The organism is Ruegeria sp. CH8 (assembly GCF_056536985.1).
On sequence record NZ_JBQFQR010000017.1, the window covers coordinates 75,054 to 99,134 of the forward strand.

21 protein-coding genes and 1 tRNA gene are annotated in these 24,081 nt (G+C 57.9%); 3 read left to right on the plus strand and 19 right to left on the minus strand.

Annotated features, from left to right (window positions below; all coding sequences use genetic code 11):
- Nucleotides 1-34 precede the first annotated feature (34 nt).
- From ACR0ER_RS18620 to ACR0ER_RS18640, 5 genes are all read right to left on the minus strand, one after another.
- The gene (locus tag ACR0ER_RS18620) at nt 35-2,542 is read right to left on the minus strand and encodes a GcvT family protein (RefSeq protein ID WP_480770228.1); all 2,508 of its coding nucleotides are present in this window, start codon (nt 2,540-2,542) and stop codon (nt 35-37) included.
- 137 nt (nt 2,543-2,679) lie between these two features.
- Nucleotides 2,680-3,948, minus strand: coding sequence for a hypothetical protein (locus ACR0ER_RS18625; RefSeq protein ID WP_480770229.1), 1,269 nt, complete (start codon nt 3,946-3,948; stop codon nt 2,680-2,682).
- Nucleotides 3,949-4,041: 93 nt separating this feature from the next.
- The gene (locus ACR0ER_RS18630; protein ID WP_480770230.1) at nt 4,042-5,454 is read right to left on the minus strand and encodes an FAD-binding oxidoreductase; all 1,413 of its coding nucleotides are present in this window, start codon (nt 5,452-5,454) and stop codon (nt 4,042-4,044) included.
- A 12-nt stretch (nt 5,455-5,466) separates the two neighbouring features.
- On the minus strand, nt 5,467-7,260 hold the full coding sequence (gene ggt, locus ACR0ER_RS18635; RefSeq protein WP_480770231.1) for a gamma-glutamyltransferase: 1,794 nt from the start codon (nt 7,258-7,260) through the stop codon (nt 5,467-5,469).
- 46 nt (nt 7,261-7,306) lie between these two features.
- Nucleotides 7,307-8,293 carry a 2-hydroxyacid dehydrogenase gene (locus tag ACR0ER_RS18640; protein ID WP_480770232.1) on the minus strand — a complete coding sequence of 329 codons (987 nt, stop codon included), beginning with the start codon at nt 8,291-8,293 and terminating at the stop codon, nt 7,307-7,309.
- 170 nt (nt 8,294-8,463) lie between these two features.
- Here ACR0ER_RS18640 and ACR0ER_RS18645 point away from each other — a divergent pair, with 170 nt between their 5' ends.
- Nucleotides 8,464-8,952, plus strand: coding sequence for an SH3 domain-containing protein (locus tag ACR0ER_RS18645; RefSeq protein ID WP_480770242.1), 489 nt, complete (start codon nt 8,464-8,466; stop codon nt 8,950-8,952).
- 38 nt (nt 8,953-8,990) lie between these two features.
- Here ACR0ER_RS18645 and ACR0ER_RS18650 read toward each other — a convergent pair whose 3' ends face one another.
- Nucleotides 8,991-9,494, minus strand: coding sequence for a ferritin (locus ACR0ER_RS18650; protein ID WP_170332176.1), 504 nt, complete (start codon nt 9,492-9,494; stop codon nt 8,991-8,993).
- Nucleotides 9,495-9,874: 380 nt separating this feature from the next.
- On the opposite strand from ACR0ER_RS18650, the gene ACR0ER_RS18655 reads away from it, so the two are divergent.
- Nucleotides 9,875-9,949: transfer RNA gene (locus tag ACR0ER_RS18655), tRNA-Gln, on the plus strand.
- A gap of 182 nt (nt 9,950-10,131) precedes the next feature.
- Here ACR0ER_RS18655 and ACR0ER_RS18660 read toward each other — a convergent pair.
- From ACR0ER_RS18660 to ACR0ER_RS18720, 13 genes are all read right to left on the minus strand, one after another.
- Complete coding sequence (locus tag ACR0ER_RS18660) at nt 10,132-11,760, minus strand: recombinase family protein (protein ID WP_480770233.1); 1,629 nt, start codon at nt 11,758-11,760, stop codon at nt 10,132-10,134.
- On the minus strand, nt 11,760-12,173 hold the full coding sequence (locus ACR0ER_RS18665; protein WP_170476725.1) for a DUF2924 domain-containing protein: 414 nt from the start codon (nt 12,171-12,173) through the stop codon (nt 11,760-11,762). Before ACR0ER_RS18665 ends, ACR0ER_RS18660 begins: the two co-directional genes overlap by 1 nt.
- Nucleotides 12,170-12,433: a DUF3489 domain-containing protein gene (locus ACR0ER_RS18670; protein WP_480770234.1), complete on the minus strand. Its 264-nt coding sequence runs from the start codon at nt 12,431-12,433 to the stop codon at nt 12,170-12,172. Before ACR0ER_RS18670 ends, ACR0ER_RS18665 begins: the two co-directional genes overlap by 4 nt.
- Nucleotides 12,434-12,914: 481 nt before the next feature.
- Nucleotides 12,915-13,745, minus strand: coding sequence for a 3-oxoadipate:acetyl-CoA acetyltransferase (locus tag ACR0ER_RS18675; protein ID WP_480770235.1), 831 nt, complete (start codon nt 13,743-13,745; stop codon nt 12,915-12,917).
- Between the two features lies 1 nt (nt 13,746).
- Nucleotides 13,747-14,631: an intradiol ring-cleavage dioxygenase gene (locus ACR0ER_RS18680; RefSeq protein WP_480770236.1), complete on the minus strand. Its 885-nt coding sequence runs from the start codon at nt 14,629-14,631 to the stop codon at nt 13,747-13,749.
- A 38-nt stretch (nt 14,632-14,669) separates the two neighbouring features.
- On the minus strand, nt 14,670-16,427 hold the full coding sequence (locus ACR0ER_RS18685) for an FAD-dependent oxidoreductase (protein ID WP_480770237.1): 1,758 nt from the start codon (nt 16,425-16,427) through the stop codon (nt 14,670-14,672).
- Nucleotides 16,428-16,455: 28 nt separating this feature from the next.
- On the minus strand, nt 16,456-17,037 hold the full coding sequence (locus ACR0ER_RS18690) for a VOC family protein (protein WP_480770238.1): 582 nt from the start codon (nt 17,035-17,037) through the stop codon (nt 16,456-16,458).
- A 3-nt stretch (nt 17,038-17,040) separates the two neighbouring features.
- Nucleotides 17,041-18,108: a branched-chain amino acid ABC transporter permease gene (locus ACR0ER_RS18695; RefSeq protein WP_170353292.1), complete on the minus strand. Its 1,068-nt coding sequence runs from the start codon at nt 18,106-18,108 to the stop codon at nt 17,041-17,043.
- Nucleotides 18,108-18,971, minus strand: a complete 864-nt coding sequence (locus ACR0ER_RS18700) for a branched-chain amino acid ABC transporter permease (RefSeq protein ID WP_170353291.1) — start codon at nt 18,969-18,971, stop codon at nt 18,108-18,110. The genes ACR0ER_RS18695 and ACR0ER_RS18700 overlap by 1 nt, the downstream gene beginning before the upstream one ends.
- Nucleotides 18,968-19,678: an ABC transporter ATP-binding protein gene (locus ACR0ER_RS18705; RefSeq protein ID WP_170353290.1), complete on the minus strand. Its 711-nt coding sequence runs from the start codon at nt 19,676-19,678 to the stop codon at nt 18,968-18,970. Before ACR0ER_RS18705 ends, ACR0ER_RS18700 begins: the two co-directional genes overlap by 4 nt.
- Nucleotides 19,678-20,397, minus strand: a complete 720-nt coding sequence (locus tag ACR0ER_RS18710; protein ID WP_170528640.1) for an ABC transporter ATP-binding protein — start codon at nt 20,395-20,397, stop codon at nt 19,678-19,680. Before ACR0ER_RS18710 ends, ACR0ER_RS18705 begins: the two co-directional genes overlap by 1 nt.
- A gap of 50 nt (nt 20,398-20,447) precedes the next feature.
- A complete protein-coding gene (locus tag ACR0ER_RS18715; RefSeq protein ID WP_170528638.1) occupies nt 20,448-21,722 on the minus strand; it encodes an ABC transporter substrate-binding protein in 1,275 nt (424 codons plus the stop codon).
- A 25-nt stretch (nt 21,723-21,747) separates the two neighbouring features.
- The gene (locus ACR0ER_RS18720; RefSeq protein ID WP_480770239.1) at nt 21,748-22,809 is read right to left on the minus strand and encodes a maleylacetate reductase; all 1,062 of its coding nucleotides are present in this window, start codon (nt 22,807-22,809) and stop codon (nt 21,748-21,750) included.
- A gap of 103 nt (nt 22,810-22,912) precedes the next feature.
- Between ACR0ER_RS18720 and ACR0ER_RS18725 the strand changes: the two genes are divergently transcribed.
- Complete coding sequence (locus ACR0ER_RS18725; protein WP_170353286.1) at nt 22,913-23,839, plus strand: LysR family transcriptional regulator; 927 nt, start codon at nt 22,913-22,915, stop codon at nt 23,837-23,839.
- The last annotated feature ends 242 nt before the right edge of the window (nt 23,840-24,081 follow it).

Sequence of the window (24,081 nt, forward strand, 5' to 3'; positions counted from 1 at the left end):
AAAGGCCCCGGATTTCTCCGGGGCCTTTGTTTGTTTAGCCGTCCTTGCGGATGGTTTCGTTTTTCGGGTCGTAGGGGCTGTCGCAGGTGACGACCGCATCCCACAGCTTGTCCTGAATTTTGACCTGCAGCTTGGTGCCTTCGACCGCCAACTCGGGCTTCACGTAACCCATGCCGATGGATTTCTCGAACGCGACCGAGTAACCGCCCGAGGTCAGACGACCCACGCGCTCACCTTCCGGCGTGTACAGCGCCTCGCGGCCCCACGGATCGGCATCGTCCGGTCCGTCGAACAGCAGAGTGCAGCACTTTACGCGAACCCCAGTCTCTTCCAGCTTGGCTTTGCCATAGAAGTCTTTCGACAAGTCGACAAAACGCGGCAGGTCGGCTTCCAGCGGGGTCGCGTCGCGGCCCAATTCGGTACCAAATGCGCGATAGGATTTCTCCTGACGCAGCCAGTTTTGGGCACGCGCTCCGACCAGCTTCATACCGTGCTTCTCACCCGCTTTTTCCAGCAGGTCGAACAGATAGTTCTGCATCTCGATCGGATGGTGCAATTCCCAGCCCAACTCACCGGTATAGGCCACGCGGATCGCGTTCACAGGGCACATGCCCAGTTCGATCTGACGTGCCGACAGCCACGGGAAGCGTTTGTTGGACAATGCGGTTTCCGGATCGGCGTCTTTGATGACCTCTTTCAGAACGTCACGCGACTTGGGCCCGGCGATGGCGAAGACGCCCCACTGAGTGGTCACGTCCTGGATTTCGATGTAACCGAACTCCTCCATCTTGTCCTCGGCGGCCTTGCGCAGATAGTCGGCGTCATACTCGGTCCAGGCACCGGCCGAGACGATGTAGTAGTTGTTCTCGCCGTTGCGTACGATGGTGTATTCGGTGCGGGTGGTGCCGTGCGAAGTCAGCGCGTAGGTCAGGTTGATTCGACCGACCTTGGGCAGCTTGTTGCAGGTAAACCAATCCAGGAACTGGGTCGCACCGGGGCCTTTGACGACGTGCTTGGTGAAGGCCGACGCGTCGATCAGGCCAACGCCTTCACGGATCGCTTTGGCTTCTTCGACGGCATACTGCCACCAGTTGCCACGGCGGAACGAACGGCTTTCCTCGTCGAAGTTTTCGGGCGCATCGACCGGGCCAAAGTAGTTGGGGCGTTCCCACCCGTTGACCCAGCCGAACTGTGCACCGCGTGCTTTCTGGCGGTCGTACGCTGGTACAGTCCGCAACGGACGGCAAGCTGCGCGCTCTTCATCCGGGTGGTGCAGAATGTAGACGTGCTCATAGCACTCTTCGTTCTTGCGTGCCGCGAACTCGGTAGTCATCCAGTTGGACGAATAACGCTTGGGGTCCAGCGAGGCCATGTCGATCTCGGCTTCGCCATCGACCATCATTTGCGCCAGATAGTAGCCGGTGCCGCCAGCAGCGGTGATACCGAATGAGAAACCCTCGGCCAGCCACATGTTGCGCAGGCCCGGAGCCGGACCAACCAGCGGGTTACCATCAGGGGTGTAGCAGATCGGGCCGTTGAAATCGTCTTTCAAACCGGATTCGGCACAAGACGGCACGCGTTCGGCCATTGCCATGTATTGATCAGCGATCCGGTCCAGATCCAGCGGGAACAGGTCAGCGCGGAAGCTGTCCGGCACGCCGTGTTCGAACCGCGCGGGTGCGCCGTGCTCGTAGATACCCAGAATCCAGCCGCCACGCTCTTCACGCGCGTAGGATTCGTTGTCGGCGTCACGCACAACGGGGTGTTCAGGGTTGCCCGCTTCGCGCCATTTGACCAGCTCAGGGTCTTTGTCCATGACGATGAAGGTGTGCTCGACCGGGATCGCAGGCATCTTGATGCCCAGCATCTTGGCGGTGCGCTGTGCATGGTTGCCCGATGCGGTCACGACATGCTCGGCGGTGATCACCACCTGCTCGTCGCTCTCGACCAGGTTGCCCCCCTTTTCAACCATCTTGGTGCAGGTGACTTCCCAGTGAGTGCCGTTCCAGTGGAAGGCGTCGGCCTGCAGCTTGCGGACGATGTCTACGCCACGCTGACGGGCACCCTTGGCCATCGCCTGGGTCACGTCGGCGGGGTTAATGTAACCGTCTTCGGTGTGGTAGATCGCACCCTTCAGGTCCGAGGTCTCGATCAGCGGCCAGCGTTCCTTGATCTGCTCGGGCGTCAGCCACTCATAGGCAACGTCACAGGTCTCGGCTGTGGATGCATAGAGCATGTATTCGTCCATACGCTCTTGCGTCTGCGCCATGCGCAGGTTGCCAACCACGGCAAAGCCGGCATTCAGGCCGGTCTCTTCCTCGAGCGTCTTGTAGAAATCGACCGAGTACTTGTGGATGTGGGTGGTCGCATAGGACATGTTGAACAGCGGCAGCAGGCCCGCTGCGTGCCAGGTGGATCCGGACGTCAGTTCGTCCCGTTCGATCAACATCACATCGTCCCAGCCCGCTTTGGCCAGATGATAGGCAATCGAGGTCCCGACGGCGCCGCCGCCAACGACCAGTGCTTTGACTTGGGTTTTCATAACCGGACGTCTCTCCTTGGAATCTGTTGGAACCATATGGCGCATTTGCGGGGTCAAACGCGACATTCATCCGACCAGTGAGAGAAGGAAAACGACCCCGCTGCCGCATATGAGCAGCGGATTCTGCCGATCTGACCCTATTGCCCGCCGACAGAACAGCGTTTGCTGCTGCCAAGCTCTGCGCAGCCGGCACCCAAACCACCCTTATGCACGCGCACCGGCTGGTTGGTCTTCGCGGGTTTCGCGGCGGCTTCTTTTGGGGCGAACCCACCGAGCGCTGGCATATTGTTTTTCAGCCGGCTGAAAAAACCTGCCGCGCTCTCTTCAGCGGCAACGTCCACGTCAGCTGTTTCATCCAAAGCCGCCTGACGCTCATCCGAGTCCAGCAACAGTTTCTGCGCCCGGCCGTAACCGATCTGCAGGATGTCCTGATTTTCGAAAACCTCGCCGCCGGTGATGTCCATCATGCCTTCGCTGTTGAACTCTGCAGCTGTCATCGAGTTCACCATTACCACCGTAAAATCCAAATTCTTGAGCTTTTCGTCGGTCGTCTTTTCCTGAACCATCTTCATCTCGGAATACATGCGATCCATTTTTTCGGCGACTTCCGGCTGCCGGGCCTGTGGGACTGTGACCCCCTGCCCCACCACAGGTGAAGGAAAGGTCAGCAAGGCGTTCAGGGCAGCATAGTCAAGCGCGCCCAAAAGCTCGCGGATCGAGGCGTCGCCCGCATTGGTGTGCAACCGGATCACGACCTCTTCGTCGATCCCGATCCGCCCTACGATTTTGCGATACGAAAGCTCCCCGGTTGGAGAGGACATGTCCTGAGTAATCTCGATGAAGGCGACACCATCAACAATGGCGAACCCTTCTTTAGTCACTGCCTGCGCCATAAAATTCTGTTGCCGGGACAGCGCCATGCCCGCCAATGTGTTGCGCGCCGATTCCGGTTTCAGGGTGATATCAAACCAGGCTATTTCTTCGCCTTTGGTATAGACCGCACCCGTTTTACTGAGCTTGCGCAGAATGCTGTCTTCCCCCCCGCTGGACAGATTCATCAGCTCCGCATGGTTTGAAATGGAGCTGATCAGCGGCGCCATACCGTATTTTGAGATCGCGGTCGCAACGGCTTCGTTGTCCGCGTCGGTCAGCTCGTACCGGGACCAACCTTCGGTGGGCGCCGGAAGATGGGGTTTTGCGCCCGCCTTCCACAGTTTCTTGCGCTCCCGCTCGGCCGCCTTGGCGTCACGCTCAACCTGTTGCTGCGCAAAACGGTGTTTGATCGTGTCTACATAGCCATTCGCGGACAAGGTGCCTTCGTGCTTTTTGTCCTGTTGATAATAGTCCAAGCCCGCGATGACCAAAACTATGATCATCACAAACCCAAAGATCCGCAAAGCGTCCATCTGAATACCCGAAATCAATCGCTGCTCGTTTTTGCGAAAGATAAAACCGAATTGGGGCGGTCTTATGGCTGCGACCCAGAATTTTGTCGCAAATCAATGCTCTATGATCGGCAGAATTTTTCCGGGGTTCATGATGTTATCCGGATCCAGCGCCATCTTGATCGCCCCCATATAAGTGACCGCAGGACCTAGTTCCTTGACCAGATAGGGCCGTTTGCCCTGCCCGATTCCGTGTTCGCCGGTACAGGTCCCCTCCATCGAGATGGCCAGATCGTTCAGCCAGCCGACAAAGCCGTCGGCCTTGGCGACCTCGTCCGCGTTCTCCATGTCGATCAGCAGCAGAGTGTGAAAGTTCCCGTCGCCCACATGTCCGACAATCGGGGCCAACAGACCAAGGTCCTGCGCCTTTTGCCGCGTGGTCGATACGCATTCCGCCAGCCGCGAGATCGGGACACAAACATCGGTGGAAATGCCGCGTGCACCGGGGCGCAGTTGCAGGCTGGCCCAATACATGTCATGCCGGGCTTGCCACAGCTTGTTACGCTCTTCAGTGGTCGAGGTCGCTGCGAAATCCGCACCGCCAAATTCTTCGGCGATCTGATCGAATGTCTCGGCCTGCTCAGCCGCACCGGCCTCAGAGCCGTGAAATTCCAGTAACAAGAGCGGCGTTTCCGGCAGGTCCAGCCCGGAATAGGCGTTGGCGGCTTTGACCGACAGCTCATCCAGCAGTTCGATCCGCGCCACGGGCACGCCGTACTGGATCGTCATCATCACCGCCTGACAGGCGGCATCGACCGTTGGAAAAGAACAGCGGGCCGAGGTGATCGCCTCGGGGATGCCCTGCAGACGCAGGGTAAGTTCGGTGATGATGCCCAAAGTGCCCTCGGCTCCGATCAACAAGCGGGTCAGGTCGTAACCAGCCGAGGATTTCTTGGCCCGGTGTCCAGTGCGAATGATCTGCCCGTCCGGCATCACGGCCTCTAGACTGAGGATGTTGTCCTTCATCGTGCCATAGCGCACCGCATTGGTGCCCGAAGCCCGCGTCGCTGCCATCCCACCCAGCGAGGCATTGGCGCCTGGATCGATAGGAAAGAACAGGCCCTGATCACGCAGATGGGTGTTCAGGTCCTCGCGCGTCACACCCGGCTGCACGATACAATCTAGGTCGCCCGCATTGACAGCCAGCACCTTGTTCATCTGGGTCAGGTCCACGGATATGCCGCCAGCCGGGGCGTTCACATGCCCTTCCAGCGAGGTGCCGGTTCCGAAGGGGATCACCGGAACCTTGTGCCGGGTACAGGTTTTGACGATCTCCGAAACCTCCTCGGTCGAATGCGGAAAAACCACCGCGTCCGGGGACTGATTTTCGATCCATGTGGTCGTGTGGCCGTGCTGTTCACGGATCGCCTGACCGGTTTGCAGGCGATCGCCGAACTTCTGCTTCAGAATGCCGACAGCTGTTTCAATACCGGCGTCGTTTCGTGGCAACGCGACTGCCTGCACCATGAAGAACCTCTCTTATTCGCCCAGCGCGATGCCTTCGCGGCGCGGGTCTGCTCCGCCGATCAGGACATCTCCGATCTCAATCGCGTGCAGACCCGAGGTCAGGTCACGCGGGTTGACCTCAAACCCCAGCTCGACCAGCGCATCGGCATAGCCCTCAGCGGCTGTGCCCTGTTCCACGTCATAGGTGCCAAAGCGGTTGACCAGATGCGGTAGAGACAGCGCCTGTTGCACATCCATATCCCAATCGGCCCAAGCGATGATCGACTTGGCCACGTAACCGATGATCCGGCTGCCGCCCGGTGAACCAATGGCCAGAACCGGCGCACCGTCCTGCATCACGATTGTGGGGCTCATGGAGGAGCGCGGACGCTTGCCCGGCTCCAGCCGGTTGGCAATCGGAACGCCATCGCTATGGGTCTTGAACGAAAAATCGGTCAGTTCGTTGTTCAACAGGAACCCATTAGTCATCAGCCGTGATCCGAACCCGTTCTCGATGGTTGTGGTCATCGACAGCACGTTGCCATACTGGTCGACAATCGAGATATGCGAGGTTGAGGGCAGTTCCAGCGACACATCATCCGCCCAGTTCGACGCGTGGTCGAATTCCGGATTGCCGGGCGCGACTTCGCTCAGCGCCCCATCACCGCCCAGCAGTTGCCCGCGTTCACTGAGGTAATCTGGGTGCACCAGACCTTGAGTGGGCATCGGGACAAAATCGTGATCGGCCATGTAACGACCGCGATCCGCGAAGGCCAACCGCGACGCGTCCCCGATCAGACGCCACGAATGCGCATCCTCAGGCCCCATCGTCGCCAGATCATAGCCTTCGAGCATTCCCAGTATCTGACCAACCGTAAGTGCACCGGACGAAGGCGGCCCCATGCCGCAAACCTCATACGCGCGATAGGCGGCGCAGACCGGCTCGCGCTCGATTACTTGATACAGCGCCAGATCGACGCCGGACAGCACTCCGGGGTTGCCTGGTGCAGAGCGCACGGTGCTAATGATCCCTGCCGCGATCTCTCCACCATAGAACCCGGCAGAGCCTTCACTGGCCAGAACTCGCAGCGTTTCTGCATAATCCGGGTTCATCAGCCGTTGCCCTTGCTGCAACGGCTCACCACCCGGTAGAAAATACTCAGCCGTCACCGGGAAACGCGACAGACGCTCTGCATCGGCTTCGACCAATGTGGCCAGACGCGGTGAAACAAGGAACCCTTCCTCAGCCAACGCTATGCCATCCTGAAAGAGGCTGGGCCACGGGCTGCGGCCCCAGCGACGGTGCGCCTCTTCCAGCAGTGCCGGAGTACCCGGCGTACCAACCGAAAGCCCACCGACAACGGCATCGTAGAATTTCAGCGGCTCGCCGTTTTCATCGTGGAAAAGCCGGTGGTTGGCCTCAAGCGGAGCCGTCTCACGCCCGTCAAGCGTGGTCAGCTTGCCGGTTGCGGCGTCGTACCAGACCAGAAACGCACCGCCACCAAGACCCGAAGATTGCGGCTCGACCAGCCCCAGCACGACCTGCACGGCGACCATCGCATCAGCTGCCGACCCTCCGGCCCGCAAGACCTTGGCTCCGGCCTCAACAGCCAGTGGGTTCGCAGCCGCAACCATCCAGTTCTGCGATGTCACGGGCTGACCGGCCATCTTGGCCTCAAGCGCGGCAATGACTTCATCCGTCAGGCCCTGCACCTGCCCGTCAGAGGCGCCCTCGGGGGCCACTGCATCTGCTGTCTCTTGCGCGAAAGAGGCCCCGCCCAACATTAACGCCGTCAAAAACACTACTGAAATCAGATTTCGTCCCATCGTATCCTCCTGAAAATTCGTTTGTCGTCCCTGCGGCGCGGGCGCGTCACAACATGGATGGAACAACCTGATCCGGTGGGCGGTGCCCGTCTTCAAAGGTTTTGATATTGATGATCACCTTCTCACCCATCTCAATCCGCCCTTCCAGCGTGGCCGATCCCATATGAGGCAGCAAGACGACGTTCGGCAATTGCCGCAAGCGCGGGTTCACGTGCGTGCCGTGCTCATACACATCCAGCCCCGCCCCGGCGATCTCGCCTCCGCGAATCTGACGGGTCAACGCGTTTTCATCGATCACCTCACCCCGCGACGTGTTCACGATCACGGCCGATGGCTTCAACAGCTTCAGCCGCCGCGCATTCATCAGGTGGAAGGTCGATGGCGTGGACGGGCAGTGAATAGAAATCACATCCATCCGCGCCACCATCTGGTCGAGGCTTTCCCAATAGGTCGCCTCAAGCTCTTGCTCAATCTCGGGGCGTAGACGACGACGGTTGTGGTAATGCACCTGCATCCCAAAGGCCGAAGCGCGGCGGGCTACGGCCTGACCGATCCGCCCCATGCCCAGAATACCAAGGCGGCGACCGCCGATCCGGCCACCCAGCAACGCGGTCGGGGCCCAGCCCGACCAGTCGCCTTTTTGCATGACTGTCAGCCCCTCGGGTATCCGGCGGGTAACCGAGAGGATCAGCGCCATGGTCATGTCCGCGGTATCATCGGTCAGCACGCCCGGCGTGTTCGACACCAAAATACCCCGCTGCCGGGCCGTAGCCACATCGATATTATCGACCCCGGCCCCGTAATTGGCGATCAGGCGCAGCTTTTCACCCGCCTGCCCCAGCAACCCGCCATCAATGGCATCCGTCACCGTGGGCACAAGGACATCGGCGCTTTGCACCGCTGCGACCAGCTCTTCTCGGGTCATGGGCGTGTCATCGTCGCGCAATTGCACATCGAACAACTCACTCAGCCGGGTCTCAACCGCCTCGGGCAACCGTCGCGTAACGACAACACTCAGACGTTCTCTTGGCACCTTCGTTCTCCCACCGCTTTGCAAACCTTCGCGCGCCATGGCATCGTGGCGCAGGATAAGGCGGGGCACAAGAACCCCAACGCATTGAGACGACCTTTTTTCGAAACCCGATCAACAGGCACAAGAGCAGACAGTCAGTGAGTGGTTTTCTACCAGTAAAACGCCGCCTTCTGGTGGTCACGTCCGCATTTCTGGTTGCGCTGAGCACCCTGACCGCCAGCGCACAGGACAAGCGTGGCCCCGTAACCAATCTGCCCCTGCCACGATATGTTTCGATGAAAGCCGCCGAGGGCAATGTCCGCCGGGGCCCCTCGCTGACCCATCGAATCGACTGGGTGTTCAAACGGCGCGGAATGCCGCTGCAGATTACAGCTGAATATGGAAACTGGCGCAGGGTTCAGGACCGCGACGGCGCCGGTGGTTGGGTTCACTACGCACTGTTATCCGGTGCGCGCACAGTGCTGATCGAATCCGAATTGTTGACCGTTTACGCCAGCCCCGACCCCAATTCTCAGGTAAGCGCGAAATTCGAAACCGGCGTGGTGGCGCGTCTGGGCAGCTGCAGTCTGGACTGGTGCCATATCTCCGCAGGCGGTTATCGCGGCTGGGCGCAGAAATCGAACCTCTGGGGCGTCGATCCGTCCGAGATCCGTGAATAGCGGGGCGTTCCCGCCGCCCCGCTTGAACCAAGCGCCTGCTATGCGTTTTCAGCAGTACGCGTGCCCATTTCCTTGTCCAGCAGCAGCAAGTTCCAGCGATCCCCGTTGGCCGCTTTGGTCTGGTCGAGGATTCTGCCGAACAGGTCTTCTTCCTCGTTCTGTTCTGCCAGGAACCAGTTCAGCATGTTCTGAGTGCTGTATTCCTTGACTTCATGCGCCAGCTCAAACAGCGCATTGATCTGGCCGGTTACCGTTACCTCGTTTGCAAGCGCGTGTTCCAGTGCCTCAACAGGCGAGGCGTAATCGGTTTTTGGCTTGGCGATCCCATCAATTTCGATTCTTCCGCCACGCTGAGCTACAAAGTCGAAGATACGCATGGCGTGCCCGCTCTCTTCGACCGAGTGCCCGCGAAACCACTGCGCAAATCCGGGCAGGTCCTCGGATTCGAAATATGCAGCCATAGCGAGATACGTGTAGGAAGCGTGAAGTTCATTGTTGATCTGACGATTCAACGCTTCTGCGACATTCGGGTTCAACTTCATCTTCATCTCCTGTGTCACGGTGTACCGAGGCAATCATACAGCTATGTTTTCCAATGACCCGGCGCAACCGTTTCTTTCTGATTTTTTAGATATTTTTCAGTATTTTACCGGATAATTTTGCACATGAAAGGCACTCGCAACACCAAAGGTTTTCCGCGATCCGATGCTATCGGTCGCCAAATCTCTGGCAACCGAACGGAACAAGCGGCAGGTGCCGGCCCTCCCCACGGAACGACTTATCGCTCAGTTGACTGGCAGGCATAAATTCAGAGCTTCGCGCCAACGATAAGGCGGGCAAATAAATTTTGCTCCAAGCCGAAGTTTTTCGCTCAAAGCCTCTTGAACACTCCGAACAACAGTCGTAGATAGCCGCTCACCGTTGGGGTGTAGCCAAGTGGTAAGGCAGCGGTTTTTGGTACCGTGTATCGTAGGTTCGAATCCTACCACCCCAGCCACCCACTCACTAATCTTCAGCTCACGAGAGTTTGCGTCGATATTGCTGCGTGATTTCCGCACCTTGGCTCAAGCAACTTTCGACAGAGACATGGGATAGGCAGTAAAAACGGCCGATTTCGGCCCTTAATCTCGGTTTGCCAATTCGGCGGTACGAGTTTGGTAGATTTTGGAGAGGTTTTGCTCAGAGCTTAGCAAACCGTTCGCGTTGCTCAGACCAGAGAGCCGGGACGCCTGACCTGATGAGATAGTTAGACGTGAGGCCATCCGGCTGTTCGCCTAATGCGATGGAGTCGAGAATGTCCGGCGACAGCATCGCCAGATCGACTACATCCTGAACGCGGCGCTTGGATGTGCTTTCCGTCTTTGCGATTTCGGTAAAGGTCTTTCCGCTCTTGATCATAGCCATCCACCGCTGCGCTTTGACGATGTTCTGAACCAGAGTGAGATCCGCCTCCGAGGGTGCGTCTCCCAGATGTAACTTCAGCTCGACTCCTCGCCGGCGCATCCGGAACGGAGCTTCGATGCACAGGGCAGATATGTCTAACCGATCTAGTTTGCACTCAAGCTGCTCGGCTATTTCCCTGTGGCCAAGAAGAACAGTCACCTGGCCTGGTTTGAGATCAACTCGCGCGACAAGAGCAAGGCACTGTTTCGCACTTTGAATGGATTGCAATTTCGTGGAGATGCCCGGGATCTCTGCAGCAGATACGTCCCGCAGGAGGGCTATAGCAAAATCCGGACAGCTCAGGTTTTTTCTGATGACGTCAGCGATCAAAGTTTCCAGTTCATCCGCAGGCAGACGCCAAGCATCTGGATGCTTCTGGCTGCGGCCCTTCACCAGTCGGTGGGAGATGTAGTACCGCAGGCGTGTGCCATTCTTCCTGCTGTGGCTGGGTGTCAGGCGGTCGCCGGTTTCATCGAACAGCTTGCTAGCCAATAGGGATCGCCGGGCTTTGCTTTTGGCCCCTCGCGATTTTGCGGCCCCGTCTTGCAGCATCTGCTGAACCCGGTCCCAGACGTCAGGCGCGATGATCGCAGGATGCTGACCGTCATAAACTTGGCCTTTGTGACGAATCCGCCCGGCATAAATCGGGTTGCTCAGAATATGATGGATATGCCCGCGATCAATATGAATACCGCCAGACACCAGCCCTTCCCCACGCACGCGCCGCCGAGATCTGAGGTCCATCGCGTCTGCGCACTCTTTCACAACGCGGATGAGGCCATGCTCAAGATAGAGATCATAGAGTGCTTTAACAGTCGCCGCTTCCTCCGGCTCAATCTTCAGCGTCCGGCCATCTGCCTGATAGCCTAAAGGGCCGTTGCCACCCATCCAAAGCCCCTTGCGCTTAGAAGCAGCTATTTTGTCGCGGATGCGCTCAGCCGTGACCTCTCGCTCAAGTTGCGCAAAGCTGAGCAGAACATTCAATGTGAGCCGCCCCATGCTGGTCGCTGTATTGAAGCTTTGCGTGACCGACACAAACGACGCTTCGGCTTGATCCAACCGTTCCACAAGCTTAGCGAAGTCCGCCAGTGAGCGGGTCAACCGGTCGATCTTATAGACCACGATTTGATCGACGCGTTTGTCATCCACGGCTTGCATCAACCCCTGCAAGGCGGGGCGCTCGAGATGTCCGCCGGAGATCCCGCCATCGTCGTAGCGATCCGGGAGCAGCTCCCATCCTTCATGCTTCTGGCTAGCGATGTAGGCTTCGCAGGCCTCTCTTTGCGCATCCAGAGAGTTGAAGTCCTGCTCAAGCCCTTCTTCCGAGCTCTTGCGGGTATAGATCGCACAGCGGACCCGGCGCATCACTGGACCCCGAAGAAGCGCGGGCCGGACCAATGGGCGCCGGTGATATACTTGGCGATGGCTGACAGCGAACGCCAGGTTTTACCGTCCATGACGTACCCACCCTCAACGACCTCGACCTGGTAAGTCCGCCCGTTCCATTCTCGAACAAGCTGAGAACCGGGCTTGGCGGTCGTGGTCAACGTTTTCCCAGCTGCAATCTGCTTCAGTCGTCGGGTGGTTTTAACAGACACACCGCCCAGCGCCCTGTTCTGCGTTTCCCAGATTAGCACCCGCTTCATGAACTGTGGCGAAAGATACTTCGGTGGTGAGCGCCCGAAGGTCTCTCGCCATCGGTCGAGGCACGCTGCGCGATCAAGGGCTTCGATCTCTGATATTTGGATCGAAACATCTTCGTTTTGCTCCGCTTTCATTGGTTGCCCTGCATTTCGACAATTCGGTAGATCGATCCCTTGTCGGTCTCCGCCCTGTCGACCAAACGTCCTGCTTTGCGCTGCGCGGATATCGCCGCCCGAGCCGTATGCGGTTGCCAGCCGAAGGTCTGTTGAAGTTGTGCGATTGTGACGCCGGACTTCCGCGTCAGCATTTTGTACAGCTGCTTTTGGCGGGTCGGCTTTTTGGCAACCTTCGTGTTTCTGTCCGAATTTTGGGTTGCCGCAATTGGTGTTGTCATCGTGTTTCTCCACTCTGAGGGCAAAGGTTTATTCCTCGCCCTGTACTGAGTGGAGCCCAGTGATCCCGGGCATATTCGACACAGACAGTACCGCTCTGAACCGTCGTGAAGTCCAGTCCATTCAAGGAGAAAGCCCGAACTTTTTTTAGATCAGTGGGTAATGGCTTCCGTGCCCACTTTCCGACCACAAGCGGTCATCTGACGGAAAGACTCAGATGACTGCATCGAGCCCATCTTGACCGATTCTGCGCGACGCACGAACGGGCGTGAACCACGTTTTGCCGCCATTTGTTATGGTTAGTAAGGTCCCAGAGCTGCCCTTGAGGACTGTTTTCAAATGCTGCATTCGCAGTTCGCATTGCTGCCGTTCGCTGCACCTGCTTGATCTCGGTAGCGATAGACGTCTGTACAGTGGACCTTGCAGTCCTCCGATTCTTGCACTGGATGGCCGCAGTCAGCTCAACGCTGACCTCGTCAGTTTTCACCTGGACGACAAACCGAGTATCGCTCGTGCCTGCGTAGGTGTTGCGACTGGTCGGCCGTACTGAACGCAGATATCCGACGTGCGTTCGACCAATGCGGCGTTCGATGAGGCCAAAGTTTTTTTGTCCAGACGCACATTGTCTTCCAGACCCGTTCGTGCATGGCCTCCGGACGAAATTGCCCATTCGTTCAAAACAATCTGTTGCGCCCCAATCCCGGCGGCGCACCAGGGGGCGTCAGGGAATAGTCTATTGACAGTTTTTACATAGAAATCAAAAATCTCACGGTCTGCCGGCATCGCGTTTTGGACACCCATGACAAATTGCACATAAGGCGTATCTTTGATTTGCCCTTTCCGATGCATGTCAGCCGCCTTCAGAATGTGACTCAGATCGAAGGCTTCGATCTCAGGCTTGACGCCATAGGTCACCATTTCCGCCGCCAACCAGTCGACCAGATCAGGCGGGTTTTCATACACGCGCGTTGGAAAGTTGTTCGACCCCACCGACAAGGAGGCCATATCCGGCCGCAATGGCAACATGCCACCCCGCGTCTTGCCCGCACCGGACCGCCCGCCTGTCGAAAACTGAATGATCATGCCGGGGCAGTGTTTCTCCAACCCCTCTTTCAATCTTGCGAATTTGTCAGGATCGCTTGACGGCGTTTCGTCTTCATTGCGCACATGTGCGTGACAGATGGTTGCCCCCGCTTCGAACGCTTGCTGGGTGCTTTCGATTTGTTCTTCGACGGTTATTGGCACGGCCGGGTTATTGGCCTTTGTGGGCAAAGACCCGGTTATCGCGACGCAAATGATGCACGGCTCGCCCATGTCACACCTCTTGGGGTGCCAGGACGAAATCAAATTCGACATCCCAATACGGACCGTCGAAGCCAACTTGCTCGGAGCGTACCGGGTCATCGACGCGGTTGAACTCGGCAATCAGACTTTCTTTGACACCAAAAACGGAATCCGAATGGAGATATTTATCCTCGGGGTCAAAAATGTGGGTTGTCAGTTCGTCATAGCCATCCTTGGACACAATGTAATGCAAATGGGCTGGACGAAACGGGTGGCGCCCCAACCGGTTCAACAGATCTCCGACGGGGCCATCGTCAGGAATTGAATAATGTTTGGGCCTGACGGCGCGAAACCAGTATTTCCCGTCCGGTCCTGTTCTAAAAACACCGCGCAAATTGAAATCGGGTTGGATGCCCTTTTGCTGAACGTCATAGAACCCTTCGTCGTTTGCCTGCCAGACGTCGATTTTGGCGCCTTCCAGCGCGTTGCCATCAACATCTGTCACGCGCCCCCGCACCACCATATCTTCGCCCTTTTGATCGAGGCATATGTTGTGGCCCATTGCATATTCAGGGGCATCGCCGACGTGAAATGGGCCCAACACAGTGTTCTCCGAAGCACCAGAGGGGCGGCGGGAATTTACAGCATCCACCAACATCGAAACGCCCAGGACATCGGACAAAAGTATGAACTCTTGCCTCCAGTCGTCGCACATGTGACCAATCTTGGTCAGGAACATGATGGCTTCGAACCATTCCTGCTGCGTCGGCTCGATTTCTTTAACCGCTTCATGAAGCTTGCGGGTGATCACCTCCATCACCTCTTTAAGCCTTTCACTTTCCGCATTTTTATTGCGGGCCGCAACCACCTCGGCCGAGTTTTCCTCGGTGAAGTATCCCATCTCATGCGAGTCCATTGTGATCTCCTAACCTGTAAAACCTGATCCGTTTCTGTTTATCGCGAAAGGACTGTGGTCAGAGCGCGACGCAGTTCGGCCTCGGCATTTGCGGCCTTGTCAGCTGAGCGCCATGCGACGTGTTGATCGGGGCGGACCAGTAAACAGCCCGTATCCGAAATTTCCGATGCGCGCGCCCAATCCCCGGTATGGTCGACATAGGTCTGGCGCGGGCCGATTACGTGACAGCGAATGGGCATTCCCAGCTCATTTGAGACGATCTCGGCCGCTGTTACCCAGGCCTCGCCACCAATTCCGGTCAGCACGGTGAATTCTCCGCGACCACACAAATCCAGAGTTGAATGCTTGTTCCCTGTATCATGATCAAACACCCAGACATGTGGAATACGCGCGCCGGGCCAAGTCGTCCGCTGGTAGTGGAGTTCGGCGTCCTGATCGAAACCGGGGTTCGGTTGGCCATCTGTTTCAATTGCGCTGGAATCGTAACGTTGATTCATTTCGACACCATGCGCGTCGAATTCATATTTCTTGAAGGCTATGGCCTCGCGAATGGCCTGTCGTTGAGCGGCCGCTTCCGGCGTTGACCCGGTCCTTGCCTCAAGGTTGCTTTGCATGACCTGCGGGTCGACCCCTTCGGCCATGCCAAGCGCTTCGAAGATCGGTCCGAATTCACCAATCGACTGGTTGGCCCGCGTGACGATCTGCTTTGCCACCGGTGCGCGTTCCTCGCTGTAGCTGTCCAACAAGCGTTTTCCAGCATGACCTTTCAATACGGCCGCCAGCTTCCACGCGAGGTTAAAGCTGTCCTGGATCGACGTGTTCGACCCGAGCCCGTTGGATGGTGGGTGTCGGTGTGCCGCGTCACCCATGATGAACACGCGATCCTTCTGCATATGGGTCGCGTACATGTTGTTGACGGTCCAGGTGTTGGCACTGATCAGTTCGATCTCAAGCTCGGGATCGCCAACCAATTGCCGTGCTACTTGCGTGGCCATCGCCTCATCAACTTCGGGGGCTGGTTGATTGATGTCATAGCCCCAGACAATGAGCCATTCGTTCCACGGGCGGACCATGCGGACCAGACCCATGCCGATGCCACCCACATTTGCGCCGGGTTGCATCACCCAGTAGAGAACCGATGGGCGATGCGCGACGTATTTGCTGAGATCCGCGCGGAACAGGATGTTCATCGAACCACCGACACCCATCTGGCCTTCGAACGGTAGCCCCTCATGTTCGGCGACCAGAGAATTGCCCCCGTCCGCACCGACAAGGTACTTCGACCGGATGGTGATCTCTTCACCCGACAACCGATCAAGGCACGTCGTCGTCACTCCATCTGCGTCTTGCTCATGACGCAAGTATTCAGTGCTCATGCGCGCCTGCGTGCCGCGGCGACAGGCCGTGCCGAACAGGATCGGCTCCATGAACGTCTGCGGTAGGTCGTTCATCATGGTCGGGCTGGACAGCAGGTGTTCGGCCTTGGACAGGGGATGGTTGCCCCAGCTTTTCATGCGCCCAATTTCTTCACCGGCAAGGCTTTCGCAGAACACGTTCTCGCCCATCAGGTCCTGATGGGCCGCGTGCATGTAGGCTTCGGCCTCGACCTCGTGACCAAGGTCGCGCAGCACCTCCATCGTGCGCTGATTGGTGATATGTGCCCGCGGCGTATTGGCCAGCCAGCGATAGCGGTTGATAACCATGTTCTCGACGCCATAGCTGGACAGCAAAGCCGCCGTTGCAGACCCCGCCGGGCCGGTCCCGATGATCAGGACATCCGTTGTAATGGTGGCCATAAGCTCTCTCCCTTGTTCTTTGAATGTCTCAGGACCGCGGATCCCAAAGGCGGCCGTCATATTCTTCCTCATAGGCTTTGCCGTCCGGGTAGGTGACCAGTTCAAGCTGCATGCCCCAAGGGGCGAGGAAATAGACCCAGGTCTCGCCAGCACTTGGGCCGTCGGTCATGGTTGTCGGGTTGCCGAGGACCTGAATGCCCTTGTCCTGCAAATAGCTGACGGCACCTTCCATATCGGTGGTGTAGAACGCGATGTGATGCCCGCCGATATCCGAGTTGCGCGGTAGCTTCGTATCCTGATCGGGCGCCGTATATTCGAAGATTTCGAAATTGGCGCCGTCGCCACAGCGCACCAGCCGCATCGTCGGGATTTCGGCTTTGGCATCGACGTTCAGATGCTCCGCCATCCAGGTGCTGTCACCGCCCGAGAACGGTCCCAACGGGTAGAACACATTGCATCCGATCACGTCCTGAAAGAAGGTGACAGCCTCATCAACGCTCGGGACTGTAAATCCCACGTGGTCTGTGCCCGTCATTCCCGGCAGGGAGCTGCCAGCAAGTGCGCCAGTTCCAAGTGCTGCGGCCGCGACCGTCAACGCGATTGTTTTCATGGATCAATCCTCCTTGTTCGACTGCGCGCCAATCACCAAACGACGGCGCACGGGGAATATTTGAAGTCCGGTTTTTTCGGTGATCAGCCCCCAGAGGCCGCGCGGGGCGAAGAGCATGACGGCGATCCCGATCAGACCAAGCACCATGAGGTACCAGGAGCCGTAGTCGGCCAGCAGGCTCTGCAATATGAAGAAGATCAGCACGCCCAGGATTGGGCCTTCAATGGTCCCGATGCCTCCGATAACAACGATGAAAATCACGTAAGCGGTCCAGTCGGTGACCGAGAACGCCGCATCAGGTGAAATCCGCAACTTTTGAACATAGATCAGCGCGCCGGTCAGCCCGGTTCCTGCGGCTGAGACCAAGTAGACCAGCCATTTCATCCGCACCGCATCGACGCCAACAGACTTAGCCGCTTCAACGTTGTCCCGTACCGCCGCCAGCGCCAGCCCACGCTTCGTTCTGAGCAGCCAGTAGATGCCCGCAATCGTTGCGATCACCAGCGCCAAGGCCAACCAATACGTCAGGATATCCCGCGCTGCCGCGCCGCGAACGTCAAACGTGGTTTGGATCCACTCGGTGGCCCACATCTCACGCGTTGCGGTGCGCGGCAGAGAGGTGCCGGTGCCGCCACCGAGCACTTTCCATTGGGCCACCAGCAGGCGCATGACCTCGGCGATGACCCATGTTCCGATGGCGAAGTAAGCCCCTTGCAGGCGAAAGGCGAAGAAGGCCGTAGGTATAGCGACAATCAGGGCTGCAGCGCCGCCCAACAGGATCGCCGGAACCGGGTCCATACCCCACAGGATGACGCCGCCGAACATGGCATAGGCCCCCATACCAACAAAGGCTTGTTGTCCGACCGAGACCAAACCGCCGTACCCCGCCAGCAGGTTCCAGAACTGCGCTAGTACAAGCATGGTGAAGATGAAGAACAGGTCTTGAATCAACCCCCTGCTGGCAAACGTCGGCAGCAGGATGAACAAAATGATCAGGGCGACGCAGACAGCTCCGGCGCTGTAGGATGCGCGGGTCTGAGTCTGGACGCTGTACATTGAGGTATCAGTCATTAGTCAACCGCCCTTGGAAACAGGCCTCTGGGTTTGATCAGAAGCACGATGAGAAAGGCCAGGTGGCCAGCCAGGATTTGCCATTCGGGGTTGATCGCCGCACCAACGGTCTGCGCGAGGCCGATGATGATGCCTCCAATCAACGTGCCCCACAGGCTGCCGAGGCCGCCAATGATTACGGCTTCAAAGGCGTAGATCAGGCGCGCTGGGCCGATGTTCGGGTCAAAGTTCGCCCGCATTCCTAGATAAAGCGCCGCCAAGGTCACCACGAGCATTGCGATGGCTGTCGCATTGGCGAAGATACGTTCTGGCCGGATACCCATCAGACCCGCTGTCACCGCATCATCCGAGGTCGCGCGGAACGCTCGGCCCAACTCTGTGCGGTAGAAAAGTTGGTTCAGACCTACGATGACAAGGATAGCCGAGGCAAAGGTCAGCAGCGGCAGAACACCAAGATTCAACCCGCCTATTTGAACGGAAGCGGTTGCAATCTCACCCGCAGGCAAACGTTGGCTATCTGCTGAGAACCCTTCGAGCAGAGCATTCTGCAAGACGATCGACAGACCGAATGTCACAAGCAAAGGCGGTAGGATATCAGGCCCCAGCACTCGGTTCAGCACGTGCCTTTGCAAGGCCCAACCCACGCCAAACATGATTGGTGCGGCAATGATGGCTGCCAGAAACGGCGACAGCCCAAACAACGAGACCAATAGAAGGATCAGATAGGCTGCAAAGACGATCAGATCGCCATGGGCCAAATTGACCAAACGCATGATCCCGAACACGAGGCTCAGGCCTGCCGCGAACAGCGCATAGAGCCCGCCCAACAGAACGCCCTGAATGATGGTGTCGATCCAGATCATGCGGCGGCTCCTCCGAAATAGGCGTCGTGAATGGCTTCACGGCTGAGCGTCTCGGCGGTGCCTTCCAGCGTGACGCGACCCTCCATCATGCAGTAGACGCGATCCGCGACTTTCATCGCCTGGCCAATGTCCTGCTCCACCACGATCAGGCTGGCTCCGGCCTCCTGAATGCGGGGGACGGCGTCGTAGATGTCCTTGATGACCACAGGTGCCAGCCCGAGGCTGATCTCGTCACAGAGCAAAACGCGCGGGTTGCTCATGAGGGCGCGGCCAATTGCCACCATCTGCTGTTGCCCACCTGAGAGAGCCGTCCCCGGATGGTTGCGACGCTCTTTCAGGATCGGGAACAGGTCGTAGATCGTTTGCAAAGACCAATGGCCTGACACTTTTCGGCCATAGGTGCCGATCAGCAAATTTTCTTCGACACTGAGAGAAGGAAACAACCGACGCCCCTCGGGCACCATGGCCACTCCGCGCGCCATAATCTCGTCCGCGGCTAGGCCTCCGATGGGTTGACCGTCAAAGCGCACCTGTTCGGGCCCGTTGGTCAGAACGCCAGAGATCGAGCGCATGAGAGTCGATTTCCCGGCCCCGTTCGCGCCGATAATGGCGACGGTTTCGCCTTCGTTCAGGTGGATATCCACGCCGAACAGGGCTTGGAAATCTCCGTAATGGGCGGTCAGCGCGTGGGTTTCCAGCAGGCTCATCAGACTTCGATCCCCAGATAGATTTCTTTGACTTCCCGGCTGTTCATGATCGTGTCCGGATCGCCCAGGCCGATCACCTTGCCGAAATCCAGAACCAGCAGCCGTTCGACGACAGAGGTGAGCGCATGCAGGACGTGTTCGATCCAGATAATCGTGACACCGCTGCTGTGCAGCCCCTTGATCGTGTTGATCAGCGCGGTGCATTCCGCATCGGTCAAACCCCCGGCGATTTCGTCCAACAGCAGAAGCTTGGGGTTTGTGGCCATTGCACGCGCCAGCTCCAGCCGCTTGCGCTGTAGCAACCGCAAACCTGCTGCCGGATCATTGGCCGCATTCAGCATTTCCGTCTGTTCAAGAATACGAACGCAGTCCTGTTCGACCTCTTGTTCGGATTTGTTCTGCCCATGCGTTGCAGCCACCAGCAGATTTTCAAACACTGTCAGATGATCAAACGGTTGAGGGATCTGAAAAGAACGCCCAACACCGGATAAGCAGCGCTGCATGGGCGGCACGCGAGTGACATCTACGCCATCGAAATGGATCGATCCCGCGTCAGAGGTCAGGTTTCCGGTAATCAGGTTGAACAGCGTCGACTTTCCGGCGCCGTTCGGACCAATGATCCCAAGGGCTTGTCCTTGCTCGACGTCAAAGCTGACATCGTCGGTGACGGTCAGGGCTCCGAAGCTTTTGGAGACATTTTTGAGCGAAAGTATGGTCATACCGGTGTTCCTGCCCCGGGCTTGAGTCCGGGGCTTTGGTTTCGTTGCGATCAGGAAATTTCTTCCATCACACCCGCAGTCGGGATCTCGGGCACGGAAGAGTTGTCGACGATCACGAGGTCATAGCTGCCATTGTCGAGCAGCCTCCACTGCCCCCCAACCAGGGGCGTTTTGGCAACGTTCTGCGCAGCGAAGGGTGGCAGGCCCGCACCATCAAACGCGATCCGGCCCACGATAGAATCCAACTGCGTGGCAGCGATAGCTTCGGCTACGGCATCGCCATCGCCCGCGTCATCGACGCGGCCCATGACGTTTGCTGCCATTTCGAACAGTGCGTGCACAAAGCCGATGGGTTGGGTCCACTGGCGGCTAGTGGCAGCCATATAGCCTTGCGCCAGTTCAGCCGAGCTCGCGCCCGTCAGCGATGACGAGAATGGATGCGTGGGCGACCACCACACTTCGGAGCTCAGATTGTTGCCAGCGCTGCCCAAGACTTCGACCGCTTGCGGAAACAGGATAGCTTTACCGATGCTCGCGGCTTTCGGCGTAAAGCCTTGCTGCTTGGCCTGGCTCCAGAATGTAGTGAAATCGGGCGGGATCGGAACACCAGTCACTATCTCGACATTCGCCTGCCGGAAGGCATTGATCTGGGACGAGAAATCGTCCGTCAGGTTCTGGTACCGCCCGGGGTCGGTCAGTGTGTATCCAAGCTCGGAAAGAGCCGGCGGAAAGCCCACATTCGGATCCCCCCAGGCATTGCCGTCACCATCATTCGGGAACAAGGCGCCAACCTGTTTGTTGGTGTCCAACTGGCCCCACATCGCGGTGAAAACAGAGATTACATCTTCGAGCCCCCAGAAGAAGTGATAGGCGTAATAGAACGGCTCCCAAGATCCGGGATCGCCGGGATTGCCCTGCTGGCCGATGAACCACGGCTGCCACGGGGCAACGGTCGAAATGCAGGGCACTTCTTCGGCCTCGCAGGTTGACGCAACCGGGTTTGTCGTTTCGGGGGTCGAGGCGACCAGCATCAGGTCGATCTCGTCATCCACGATCAACTCACCCGCAACGTCGGCGGCGCGGTTCGGGTTCGACTGACTGTCCTTGACTATCACTTCGAAATTCGCGCCAGCCTCGGACGCGGCGAAATTATCCAGAATGTACGTGTCTGCTTCGGAAAAGGCAGCCAGAGGCCCTGATTGCGGGCTGACATAGCCCAGCTTGATCTTCGCGCCCTGTGCGATAGCGGGTGCGGCGAGCGCGCCGGCGGCCAGCCCGAGGCCGGTTGCGGCGCTGGATTGCAGCAATTTGCGTCGTGTGATCATGTGTCCCTCCATTGACACGGTGAACTCAAACGCTTGGGGCGTTGCCCGCCCAAGCGTTTTGCAATAGCGCCCGCACCCCGTCAGCCGTGACAGAGCGCGGGTTCCAATACGGATTTTTGAGTGCGATTTCTGTGGCGCGATCCAGATCGTCTTCCGAAAGGCCGAGGTCTTTCAAAGCCAGGGGTGCGCCCATGGCTATGGCAAATTCCCAAAGCGCCTGACCGGGCTTAGAACCGCCAAGACTGTCTGACACGGGGGCCAGCAGATCGGGCACGCTTACGGCGTTGTAAGCGATGGCATGGGGCAGAACGATCGCATGGGTTTCCGCATGCGGCAGATTGAAGGACCCGCCCAGCGTATGGCAAAGCTTGTGGTGCAGGGCCATTCCGACCAGGCCAAGTACCGTGCCGCAGGCCCACGCGCCGCGCTGCGTTTCTTCTCTGGCTTTCAGGTCGTTGGGGTTTTCGACAACGGTTGGCAGACCCTCTGCGAACGCTTTGAGACCGTTGATTGCCAGCGCAGTAGTTTCCTCTGTGCGGTCTTTGGCATAGAGCGCTTCGGCCGCGTGCGCCACCGCGTTCAGCGCGCTGGTCACGGTCATTGAAGGCGGCAAAGAGGCCACAAGTTCAGGATCATACAAAATGACCCGCGGCAGAACGTTAGCGTCTGTAAGAGTGGTTTTGATACCTTTATCAGTCTGACCCAGGATCGGCGTGGCCTCACTGCCGGCATAGGTGGTTGGGATGGCGACCTGCGGTAGCCCGGTGCGCAGGGAAATTGCCTTGCTCAATCCGATCGTCGAGCCGCCTCCGATGGCCACTACACTGTCGGCTTGAACTGACTGGGCATGTTCGACTGCCTCTTCGGTGACGTCGACCGGCGTGTGCATTGTCGCGCGGGTAAATACACCCGACGCGCGATCCCCGATCATTGTCGCCAGTTCCATCGCCATATCCACTTGTTGTGGCGTCGAAAGAATCAGCGCTTTTGTCGAGCTTAGTTCAGACAGCTCGGAACAAATGTCGTTTCGCAAACCCGCGCCGAACCGAACCTTCTGACCGTTAATGCTGGTGATGCTGAGACCCATTGAGAGGTTTCCCGACCTGCGAAGAATTGTGAATTTGGTCAACGCTAGCAGGGCACGAACGGGTTCTTGATCGAATTTGGAACTGATAATATAACCTTGGGTTATGAAGTTAGATCCACGACATCTCGAAATTCTCGCGGCCATCGTCGAAGCGGGTGGCTTGACCGAAGGCTCTGTTTTGCTTGGTAAATCTCAGCCCAGTGTCTCGCGCAGCGTGTCCTTACTGGAAGATCGCGTGGGAGAACCCCTGTTCCTCCCCGCGCGGCGACCTCTGCAACCTACCGAACTTGGTCTTTCATTGGCGCGTGAGGGGCAGAGGATTCTGGATGCCGGCCGTCATGCGAGCCGTCTGGTGGACGAATACCGGCAAGGCCTTGCGGGCGCGGTGCGGGTTGCGGGTACGCCAATCTTCATGGACGGCGTGATCTCGAGCGTGATCGCGGAGTTTCAGGCCGAGCACCCAAACGTCCGGATCGACCAGTCCTATGGATATCCCGCGGACCTGTTGTCGCAGATTTCCAATGAGACATTGGACGTGGCAATTCTTCCTATTCGTCCGGCCGACGTATCTGAAGAGTACGAGTTTCGCCAAATCCTTCCTGGGCGAAATGTTATTGCTTGCCGCATAGGGCACCCTTTGGCGCGCAAGAAAGAGGTGAAACTCGATGATATTACCAACTATCCTTGGATCGCCCCGCCCGCGAACAGTCCACTTTTTCGCGACCTGAGAAATACCTTGGATGGAATTGGTGTGCGTGACCTCAAGATAAGCTTTACCGGAGGGTCTCTCAGCGCGGTCGCAAATGTCTTGACTGGCTCAGACTCTTTGACCGTGTTGCCGTTCTCGGTTGTCTTCATGATGCAACGCCAAAACACCCTGACATCCCTTCCCATCAAGATCGGCGACCCGGACCGCCACCTGGGCTGCGTTACGCTTTGCGATCGAATAATGTCTCCTTCATCGAGCCGATTCATTAGTTTTGTTGAACAAAAATTTCAGGTCTTGGATCGATTGATTTGCAATGCCTGAGTTGACCGCTGATGCAGGTCAATGGTTCCAGCCCAAGGTTACTTCAGCTTCGAGCTCATCGCCGCCCTGCGGCTGTGCAGAAATCAGCTGCCTAAAGTGAACACCGGAATGTCAGCTTTCACAGATTGCCCCACAAAATCTCGCACTTGCGGGGTGTCTTTGCCCCCTAAAATTGTGCCACTACTTTGGCCGAGAAGGGGGAACAAGGGATGGCTCGGAAGCGATACTCGGACGAAGACATT

Excerpts from the sequence above, each read along its gene's own strand:
- ACR0ER_RS18680 (WP_480770236.1), bottom strand. The coding sequence starts at position 14,631 with ATGGACTCGCATGAGATGGGATACTTCACCGAGGAAAACTCGGCCGAG.
- ACR0ER_RS18675 (WP_480770235.1), bottom strand. The coding sequence starts at position 13,745 with ATGGGCGAGCCGTGCATCATTTGCGTCGCGATAACCGGGTCTTTGCCC.
- ACR0ER_RS18625 (WP_480770229.1), bottom strand. The coding sequence starts at position 3,948 with ATGGACGCTTTGCGGATCTTTGGGTTTGTGATGATCATAGTTTTGGTC.
- ACR0ER_RS18715 (WP_170528638.1), bottom strand. The coding sequence starts at position 21,722 with ATGATCACACGACGCAAATTGCTGCAATCCAGCGCCGCAACCGGCCTC.
- ACR0ER_RS18700 (WP_170353291.1), bottom strand. The coding sequence starts at position 18,971 with ATGATCTGGATCGACACCATCATTCAGGGCGTTCTGTTGGGCGGGCTC.
- ACR0ER_RS18660 (WP_480770233.1), bottom strand. The coding sequence starts at position 11,760 with ATGCGCCGGGTCCGCTGTGCGATCTATACCCGCAAGAGCTCGGAAGAA.
- ggt (WP_480770231.1), bottom strand. The coding sequence starts at position 7,260 with ATGGGACGAAATCTGATTTCAGTAGTGTTTTTGACGGCGTTAATGTTG.
- ACR0ER_RS18705 (WP_170353290.1), bottom strand. The coding sequence starts at position 19,678 with ATGAGCCTGCTGGAAACCCACGCGCTGACCGCCCATTACGGAGATTTC.
- ACR0ER_RS18690 (WP_480770238.1), bottom strand. The coding sequence starts at position 17,037 with ATGAAAACAATCGCGTTGACGGTCGCGGCCGCAGCACTTGGAACTGGC.
- ACR0ER_RS18670 (WP_480770234.1), bottom strand. The coding sequence starts at position 12,433 with ATGACAACACCAATTGCGGCAACCCAAAATTCGGACAGAAACACGAAG.
- ACR0ER_RS18685 (WP_480770237.1), bottom strand. The coding sequence starts at position 16,427 with ATGGCCACCATTACAACGGATGTCCTGATCATCGGGACCGGCCCGGCG.
- ACR0ER_RS18665 (WP_170476725.1), bottom strand. The coding sequence starts at position 12,173 with ATGAAAGCGGAGCAAAACGAAGATGTTTCGATCCAAATATCAGAGATC.
- ACR0ER_RS18620 (WP_480770228.1), bottom strand. The coding sequence starts at position 2,542 with ATGAAAACCCAAGTCAAAGCACTGGTCGTTGGCGGCGGCGCCGTCGGG.
- ACR0ER_RS18720 (WP_480770239.1), bottom strand. The coding sequence starts at position 22,809 with ATGGGTCTCAGCATCACCAGCATTAACGGTCAGAAGGTTCGGTTCGGC.
- ACR0ER_RS18710 (WP_170528640.1), bottom strand. The coding sequence starts at position 20,397 with ATGACCATACTTTCGCTCAAAAATGTCTCCAAAAGCTTCGGAGCCCTG.
- ACR0ER_RS18650 (WP_170332176.1), bottom strand. The coding sequence starts at position 9,494 with ATGAAGTTGAACCCGAATGTCGCAGAAGCGTTGAATCGTCAGATCAAC.
- ACR0ER_RS18695 (WP_170353292.1), bottom strand. The coding sequence starts at position 18,108 with ATGACTGATACCTCAATGTACAGCGTCCAGACTCAGACCCGCGCATCC.
- ACR0ER_RS18630 (WP_480770230.1), bottom strand. The coding sequence starts at position 5,454 with ATGGTGCAGGCAGTCGCGTTGCCACGAAACGACGCCGGTATTGAAACA.
- ACR0ER_RS18725 (WP_170353286.1), top strand. The coding sequence starts at position 22,913 with ATGAAGTTAGATCCACGACATCTCGAAATTCTCGCGGCCATCGTCGAA.